We start from the raw sequence: 7,251 nt of genomic DNA on the forward strand, positions 1-7,251 counted from the left end.
GTGCCATTGATAGGCCAATAAAGCGGTCTAGTATGTCCGCAGTCATCCAGTCGAGTTGTTCTTCTTGTTTTGTTGCCTTCGGTTTAGCTGCTGATTTTTTTGCCTTTGGAGTTACGTCTTTCGCTTGTTTCTTTTGGGTGAACGTGAATGAAAAGCCTGTAATGACGCGCCCTGCTTTGTGTTGTTCGTAGGCAGCAATGATGTCTGTATGGGTGTTTATTTGAGTGATTGATGGTTCAAGTACGCGCTTTTTAAAGTCACCCATAATGGTGTATTCGTGATTGCTTACACCAATGCGTAGGCGAAAATCCTCTAAGGCAATAATTGGAGTTTTTCCCATGTTTCGCCATGCAATTAATAACTCATACAAACGAACGGCATAGGCACTGTTGAGTTGACTAATTTGCTCTAGGTCATACTTAGTAAATTCACGTTCTAAAAGCGTAATCAATGGGACAACAGCAGGAGAAAAAATTAGTCTAACAAGAGCTTCATTATCAATATAACGAACCTCACTCACCCATCGAGAACGGATATGTTCAATATTTCCTTTCTTATTTATTTCTTGGTAACTAAAACGCCTTTCAAATAAATCATCACAAGCATCTTTTAGTGCTTGATATGCCGTTTGTCTCGCTACACCAAATTGAGAAATATAACTTTCGGCGGATACTGTTAAATGATTATTGGCATCAATGCCCTTACCTGTTTTTCTAGCTTCAATAATAGCAAGCAGTATTAGGCGTTGTTCTACAAGCCCCAAGTTATAACTGGCATTGATTAGAGAATTGTCTTTTACAACGATTAAGTCCTTCATGAATAATCCTGTGATTTTATAAGCACTGAATTATATTTAAATGACTTTTTTATTTATGTCAATAAATTGACTAAATATATTATGTCATTTATTGGTAGGTAAATGTCCATTTATTGGTAGGTAAATGTCCATTTATTGGTAGGTAAATGTCCATTTATGCCGATTTCCTTCTATCTTCTGTATTTAAAAAGTATTAAAAGTATTAAAAACGTATGCGCGAGGATTTTTTGATGTCCACAAATTCGATTTTTTGACGATTTATGGTGGACTATGTCGCCCTAATCGGGCGGCTTTTCTCCCCCCTCAATCCCCCCAGTGGGGGGACGAAACATCGCTAATTTTCACTGACTATCGCTAAGCTAAAATTTTTAGGTTGATAGGGGGGCGATTCCCTTGATTTGTTTTGGCGAAGGTCATCACGCCTCGACTGATTGCGTTTTTGGAAACTGGTCTTAGGTTAATCGCACCACTGGGTAAGTTGGTTTAACTACCTGAGACGATGATTAAAACCAAGTAGGACAGTTTCAAGAAACGAAACACGACTAAAAACACAATTTTTAGGGGTTTTTAACTCAAAAATGAAAATACAAGCAACCCAAAACACAAAATATCAATGCTATGGCCTCTATTTTGCGTTTTAAGAGCGTTTAATTGTTTTTTTGTGCAAAGGTACTGCTTTGGCGCAAATCGCGCTTTATGCGCGATTTTTGAGGGGTTTATTGATTTCTATTCAGGGAAAAACTCTTCGTCAAGTATTTGCTCGGGTGTCCAAGGGCAAATTTCAGGGAATTTTAGCACGTCAATCCCTGTTTCTTTGCTGGCTTGTGTAGTGGCATCGCCCCAAGCATCGTCCCACCATTCAGCATCCTGCAAGGTGTGTTTTAAGCTAGGAGTTTTCTGAATACGCCTGTTTACTTGAGTGCGTTGAACTTTAATCGTTTTTTGCCAGCTTGCGCCTCGGTGTGTTGGTTGGAATTGCCACTTGAGCAAATGTGCCAATAGTACAGCCATGCGATTTTCTAACTCGCGTTGTTCGCTTTTGCCCACGTCCTCAATCTCCTCCGCCAAGTGTTCTATGTCGAGCAAATCAAAACGCCCAGCACGAATGAAGCTAGCTTGTTCATTTGCCCAAGCAACAATGTCTTTTTCGTATGCAATGCCCATGTTGTGTCTCCAGTATGCTTTCCAAGTATAGGCCAAAATCATTCCTGCTAATACGAGTGATTACTACCATGTCAAAAACAGTGTTTTGCAAATAGCAGGAATCTCAATACATTTCATCGCAAAAAGTACGATTTCTCTTTTACATTACATTTCAAGCATTATTTTTGTAGTTAGGTTCTTAGGTTGTTGCGAATTTTACGGAACCCCTAATTAATGCACTCGCTGCGCTCGGCATTTATAAGATTATTTTTAATTACAAACCCTATATTCCGCCATATAATCGCTTTTATGCAATCGCCATCAAGAGAGGTGAGGCATGAATGAGTAAAGCTCATTCATGCCTCACCTCAAACAAGCGTAGCGCGTTAGAGCGTCATCATAGCCTCGTTGATGTCGAGGCTAAACTCAGTAATTAACTGCTTCATGCTTCCACCTTTAGCGGCCTTAAAACGAGCTTGTTTTGCACCTTTTAGCGAGGTTTCCACCTTGCCGAGAACGGTTTTTTGATTGGCAGAAGATAGGCCAATAAAGCGGTCTAGTATGTCCGCAGTCATCCAGTCGAGCTGTTCCTCTTGTTTTGTTGTCTTTGGTTTAGCTGCTGATTTTTTTGCCTTCGGAGTTACGTCTTTAGCCTGTTTCTTTTGGGTGAACGTGAATGAAAAGCCTGTAATGGTGCGTCCTGCCTTGTGCTGTTCGTAATTCGCAATAATGTCGGTATGTTCATTAATTTGTTGAATTGCAAGATTAAGAACACGTTCTTTTAGTTGAGCCATTAGTTTGTACTCTGTATCAAGTACCCCTATTCGCTTTCTAAATTCAGTCAGTTCTATTATTGGGGTCTTACCTATGCTTCGCCAGCAAATCAATAGCTCATATAATCTTACAGCATAAGCACTTGATAACTCGCTAATTTGCTCAATATCGTATTTTGTAAATTGTTTTTCTAGCTGCGTAATTAATGGAATGATTACTGGGGCGAATATGATCTCAACCAACCCTTTATTATCTACATATCCTATTTGTGATACCCATCGACTTGTGATGTTTATTGTCCCCTTGCCTCTTTGCTCTTGGTAGCTGAATTGTCTTGTAAACAAGTCTTTGCAGGCATCCTTTAATGCTTGATAGGCGGTGTGTTTTGCTACACCAAATTGATTTATATAAGTGTCTGAGTGAACAATAAGAGGACTATTAGCATCAATTCCCTTACCTGATTCCCTTGCCTCTACAATCGCCAATAGAATCAGCCTTTGCTCTACAAGAGTTAGATTGTAACTAGCATTCATTAAAGGGTTTATAAGCCCAAACCGCCGAAAATTCCGATAACTTAAAATATTCTGATTGATACTACCCTACCGATGATGTTTTGACGTTCTGATTCAGTAACCCACGTTTATTGATATAAGTATTTAACGCAATATGACTTTTATATCCCAGCACTTTAGCAATTTTTCGCACGGATAAACCATAACCAAGTAGCTCTGTTATTCTTGGCACATCCATATCAAACTTACTTTTCTGTAAAGTCCCTTTAGGTTTTCCTAATTGCTGTCCTTGTGATTTTTTCGCTGATAATGCTTCTTTAGTACGTAAACTAATCAAGTCTCGCTCAATTTCTGCAAACAAAGAAAATAAGGTTATTACTATTTTCGAGTTCATATCATGATGGGCAATATCTAGACTTTGCTTAATGGCAATAACTCGTATATTGCGCTCAATCAACGCATTAACTAAAGCAATAACCTCAGACGTGCTACGGCCTAAACGACTGAGTTCAGTCACAATTAAGGTATCGTGTTCGTCAAGTAATTGCATTAGCTCATCAATTCTACGTTGCTTACTCGTTTGACGAGATGAGATCGTGATTTCAATATATTCATCAATATGTAATATCTGTCTTCTAGCGAACTCTAATATTTCCAATTTTTGGTGATTTAAGTCTTGTTTGTCGGTAGATGCACGCAAATACGCAATGACTTTAGCCATGAAGACCACCCGTTTTGTCTTAATGTTTAAATTGGTATAAAACTATATAAATTGTATGTTATTTTTTCACTGTTTTATATATACAGCATGATGCTATATTAATGCTCGTATTTACCTATACAGTTTTTATGTACACATGGCACAAGATAGTGAAAGACTGACCATTTTGTCAGATGCTGAACAATTTGCTTTATATGCTCTTCCTGATTTTGATGACAATCAGAGGATGCATTATTTGTCTTTTTCGGAGACTGAACTAAAACTTATATTTAGTCGAAAAGAAATACATTCACAAATGCATTGTGCCTTACAAATTGGCTATTTCAAAGCGAAGTATGCCTTTTTTATCTTTTCGTGGTCACAAACAGAGACTGATTGTCAATTTATTCTAGAACGATACTTTGGTGACCAAACGTGGATTCCAAAGTCTGTTACCAAGCATGAATATTATACTCAGCGCACAGCTATCGCGTACTTATTTAACTATCATCTTTGGTCTGCCAAATTTTTACCTCAGTTAGTCAACAAGGCTAATCACAGTGTGCATCGTGATGTTTCTCCTCGGTTTATTGTTGCTGAACTACTTATTTACTTGAATGAAAATAGAATCATTAGGCCTGCTCATACAACCTTACAAACGCTTATTAGTGAAACCTTATCTGCCGAGCGTGAACGCCTATCAAAGCTGCTCATCAATATGCTGGATGAGCCGAGTCAGAATATTATTCAGCAATTGTTAATCCGTGATGAAGCCTTGTCAGGCCTTGCTATTCTCAAACAAGATGCCAAACATTTTGGCTACCGACAAATGGTGTTAGAGCGACAAAAAAGGACGACATTGGCTCCTATCTATGAGATTGTCACGCGACTTTTACCTAAACTTGCCATTTCTCGCCAAAATCTAAGTTATTATGCCAGTCTGACAAATTTCTATACTATCTACGATTTGCGTCGACTTAAGCCTGAACAAACTTATCTGTATTTATTGTGCTATGCGTGGCAACGCTATCGCCAATTTACCGACAATCTCATTGATGCCTTAGGCTATCATATGAAACTTCTAGAAGATCAAACAAAAAACAAAGCAAAGAAAAAATACGCCATAGAGCAGGCTGGGCGACAGCAGGAAACAAGACAGGTTGGCCGATTGCTATTATTGTATGTCGATAGCGAAGTAGCTGACACCCTACCTTTTGGTACAGTGCGTGAGCGAGCGTTTTCTATTATCCCTAAACACACACTAGAAATAATAGGTCACCGCTTAAGCCAAAAGCCTGTCAGTGAATTATCACTACGCTGGCAAATGGTAGATGACCTAGCCGATCGTATTCGAAGGCACTTGCGCCCACTATATACCACGATCAACTTCTCTTGTAATACAACTACCAGCCCATGGCTTTCTGCGTTAGCATGGATGAAAGACGTTTTTTCTAAGCAACAACGTTTATCTCAACGACCGCTACATGAATGTATTGAAGACACTGTCCCGCAACGATTGCGACCCTACCTGCTCACCTTTGACTCAAATGGAAAGGTCACTGGTGTTGATGCTAACCGTTACGAATTTTGGATTTATCGTCAACTGCGAAAGCGTTTAAAGTCGGGAGAAATCTATGTGGATGACAGTATTCAACATCGAAATTTTGCTGATGAATTAGTGAATGTTAGTAATGGCTCAACTATCCTCAGTCAATTAGATATTCCTTGGCTGCAACAGCCTATCAACAGCCAGCTTGATGCATTAAGGCGTGAGCTCCATCATCAATGGCTATCCTTCGATCGTGATTTACGTCAAGGAAAGTTGAAACATGTGGAATATGATCATAAAAGCAAAAAAATCACATGGAAAAAACTAAAAACGAATCTAGATACTTGTCAACAAGATAGTTTTTATCAACAAATGTCATTTTGTGATATTTCTGATGTGTTTCACTTTACGAATACACAATGCCATTTTTTATCGGCGATGACTCCCTTACAGCCTAGGTATGTCAAACAAATCGCTGACCCAACCAATTTAATGGCGGTTATTATCGCTCAAGCGATGAATCACGGGAATTTGTTGATGGCGCAAACCAGCGATATTCCATACCATGCGTTAGAAACCATGTATCAACAATATTTACGACCATCTTCATTGCAAGAGGCAAATGATCGAATCAGTAATGCTATCGCAGCATTACCCATTTTTTCTCATTATTCATTTGATTTAGGTATTCTTTATGGCAGTGTTGATGGGCAAAAATTTTCGGTTGAGCGTCCAACCGTCAAAGCTCGTTACTCTCGAAAATATTTCGGTAAAGGAAAGGGCGTCGTTGCTTACACGATGCTATGTAACCATATTCCATTGCAAGGATGGCTGATAGGTGCTCATGAACTTGAAGCACACCACGTCTTTGATATTTGGTATCACAATAACTCGGATATTACGCCATCAGTTATTACAGGTGATATGCATAGTATCAATAAAGCTAATTTTGCTGTTTTGCACTGGTTTGGATCACGCTTCGAGCCTCGTTTTACGGATTTGGATACACAGTTAAAACATCTTTATTGTGCTGAAGATTTAGTAAACTATGAAAAATATCTTATTCGACCTGTTGGTAAAATAGATTTAGAGCTGATCACTACTGAAAAATCAAATATAGATCAGATTGTTGCAACACTTGGACTAAAAGAAATAACACAAGGCTCGTTAATTAGGAAACTATGTAACTACTCTCAACAAAATCCAACACGTCGAGCAATTTTCGAGTTCGATAAGCTTATTCGTAGTATTTACACCTTACGTTACTTGCGTGAGCCTCAATTACAGCGAAATATCCATCGTTCGCAAAATAGGATTGAGTCATACCATCAGTTGCGATCAGTCATTGCTCAAGTGGGTGGTAAAAAAGAGCTCATAGGCAAAACAGATATAGAAATCGAGGTCAGTAATCAATGCGCTCGGCTTCTTGCCAATATTATTATTTATTACAACTCTGCCATTTTATCGCGACTACTCAACAAATTTGATGGAACCAAAAACCCTAAAACGCTTGCTTTCATCAAGAAAATATCACCTGTGGCTTGGCGGCATATTCATTTGAACGGCCATTATACTTTCAAAAATCATCGCCAGCCTATTGATTTAGATGTACTTGTTTCAAGTGTGGTTTTAGGCTAAAAACAATCTATTGAGGCTATGTTTTAGGAAATCAGAATTTTCGGCGGTTTGGGCTTATAAACCCTTATTGTACAATATTTTTTTTGATGGTCTTAATTTGACAGTATTATGAATATTT

5 protein-coding genes are annotated in these 7,251 nt (G+C 38.5%); 1 reads left to right on the top strand and 4 read right to left on the bottom strand.

From position 1 onward, the window contains the following. The 4 genes from repM (Q0212_RS08035) to Q0212_RS08050 form a co-directional block, all read right to left on the bottom strand. Nucleotides 1-817, bottom strand: an 817-nt coding sequence (gene repM / locus Q0212_RS08035) for a replication initiation protein RepM (protein ID WP_297924322.1), incomplete at its 3' end; no start/stop codon positions are given. Between the two features lie 726 nt (nt 818-1,543). Continuing rightward, the gene (locus Q0212_RS08040) at nt 1,544-1,981 is read right to left on the bottom strand and encodes a DUF29 domain-containing protein (RefSeq protein ID WP_297924324.1); all 438 of its coding nucleotides are present in this window, start codon (nt 1,979-1,981) and stop codon (nt 1,544-1,546) included. 365 nt (nt 1,982-2,346) lie between these two features. Further along, complete coding sequence (gene repM, locus Q0212_RS08045) at nt 2,347-3,267, bottom strand: replication initiation protein RepM (protein ID WP_297924326.1); 921 nt, start codon at nt 3,265-3,267, stop codon at nt 2,347-2,349. A 61-nt stretch (nt 3,268-3,328) separates the two neighbouring features. Next, nucleotides 3,329-3,967, bottom strand: a complete 639-nt coding sequence (locus Q0212_RS08050; RefSeq protein ID WP_107867159.1) for a recombinase family protein — start codon at nt 3,965-3,967, stop codon at nt 3,329-3,331. Between the two features lie 136 nt (nt 3,968-4,103). On the opposite strand from Q0212_RS08050, the gene Q0212_RS08055 reads away from it, so the two are divergent. Continuing rightward, the gene (locus tag Q0212_RS08055; RefSeq protein WP_107867158.1) at nt 4,104-7,133 is read left to right on the top strand and encodes a Tn3 family transposase; all 3,030 of its coding nucleotides are present in this window, start codon (nt 4,104-4,106) and stop codon (nt 7,131-7,133) included. Nucleotides 7,134-7,251 lie beyond the last annotated feature (118 nt).

Origin of the sequence: uncultured Agitococcus sp., from assembly GCF_937920075.1 — a bacterium.
Classification (GTDB): domain Bacteria; phylum Pseudomonadota; class Gammaproteobacteria; order Pseudomonadales; family Moraxellaceae; genus Agitococcus.

Excerpts from the sequence above, each read along its gene's own strand:
- repM (WP_297924326.1), bottom strand. The coding sequence starts at position 3,267 with ATGAATGCTAGTTACAATCTAACTCTTGTAGAGCAAAGGCTGATTCTA.
- Q0212_RS08055 (WP_107867158.1), top strand. The coding sequence starts at position 4,104 with ATGGCACAAGATAGTGAAAGACTGACCATTTTGTCAGATGCTGAACAA.
- Q0212_RS08040 (WP_297924324.1), bottom strand. The coding sequence starts at position 1,981 with ATGGGCATTGCATACGAAAAAGACATTGTTGCTTGGGCAAATGAACAA.
- Q0212_RS08050 (WP_107867159.1), bottom strand. The coding sequence starts at position 3,967 with ATGGCTAAAGTCATTGCGTATTTGCGTGCATCTACCGACAAACAAGAC.